Source organism: Streptomyces nanshensis, from assembly GCF_001751255.1.
Classification (GTDB): domain Bacteria; phylum Actinomycetota; class Actinomycetes; order Streptomycetales; family Streptomycetaceae; genus Streptomyces; species Streptomyces nanshensis_A.
Map to the genome: position 1 here is coordinate 1 of NZ_LJGW01000539.1, position 1,271 is coordinate 1,271.

The 1,271-nt window shown below is 77.7% G+C and carries 2 pseudogenes; both read right to left on the minus strand.

Annotation, left to right across the window (positions count from 1 at the left end):
• Window positions 1–321 (minus strand): annotated as a pseudogene (locus tag AN218_RS29595) (hypothetical protein); the annotation flags it as partial.
• A pseudogene (locus AN218_RS37220) lies at window positions 318–1,271 on the minus strand (SWIM zinc finger family protein); the annotation flags it as partial. The pseudogenes AN218_RS29595 and AN218_RS37220, both read right to left, overlap by 4 nt.

Sequence of the window (1,271 nt, forward strand, 5' to 3'; positions counted from 1 at the left end):
GTGCCGGACGGTCGCGACCGCGGCGGCGTCCAGCAGCGCAGCCGGGCTGCCGCCCGGCGGCGTGCGCCGCTCGCTTCCGAGCAGGGCCGCCGTGACCAACTCGCCCCAGGCCGTGTCCGGATCGCCCGTCGTCAGCGGTGTGGCCGTCATTCCCGTCCCCCGTTCCCCGGTCGTCTCCCGGGTCGCTTCCCCGGGCGTCTCTGCGCCCGCCTCCGCCGTCGTCTCTCCGCTCGGCTCCCGGCCCCTCCGCCGGTCGTCCGTACGGTCCGTCCCCGCGGGCCCGACGCCGTGGCCGGGCGCGGCCCGCTCGGTGGTGCTCACAGCAGCACCGCCCCTCCCTGGCTCTCCTCGCTCCACACCGTGTACGGGGCGAAGCCCTGGTGACCGCATTCGCCGAAGACCGTGACCGGGCGTCCGCCCGAGACCGCCGCGAGCCTCCACAGGGCCGTGGACGACGTACCGGACGCGACGGGCACCGCGAACTCGCCGTCCCCATCGGCCAGTTGCCGTATGCCGCCGTCGCCCTCGCCCAGCGTCGGCACCACGCCGCTGAGCACCGCGGGCCAGGCGTCCAGCCACGGGTCGTCCACCAGCGCGGCCCCGTACGCGGTGAGGGCGTCCGTCACCGTGCCCCCTTCCGGCGCCGGGCCGGGGGAGGGCGCCGTGTGCTGCTCGCCGAGGGCGGCACGCAGCGGGCGCGCCCCCGGGTAGTACGCCAACTCGGCGTCGACGACCGAGCCGACGGGCAGCGCGTGCGCGTGGCCGCGTCCACCCGCCGCGTACGACAGCAGCAGCGCGGGACGGCCCGACTCCCGGCCGCTCAGCCATATCCGGCGGGCCGTCAGCCGGCCCTCCTCGGTGTCCCGCTGCGCCAGCACCAGCCAGGAGTCCCGCACCCTGCCCTCGCCGCCCGCGAGCAGCTCCGCGGTCTCGACGGTCAGCCCCACCCTCGTACGGACCGTCGCGGCCAGCGGCTCGGGCAGGTCGTCCAGCGCCAGCACGCCCCGGTTCAGCAGGTGCAGCAGCGCGCACTCCGACAGCAGCCGGGCCGGCCAGCCGCCCGACGCGCCCTCCGGCCGCCGCGACGCGGCGGACACCGGGACCGCGCCCAACTCCCGTATGCGCGCGGCGAGTCCGGGAGCCTGGGCGTCGACCATGCGGGACGCCGTCTCCTCCCACTGCGTCCAGCCGCCCTGCTCCGCCCCGGCGAGACCGCCGCGCAGCAGATCCGCCAGGCGCTCCTCCAGCTCCGTCGCCCCGGCCGTGATGCG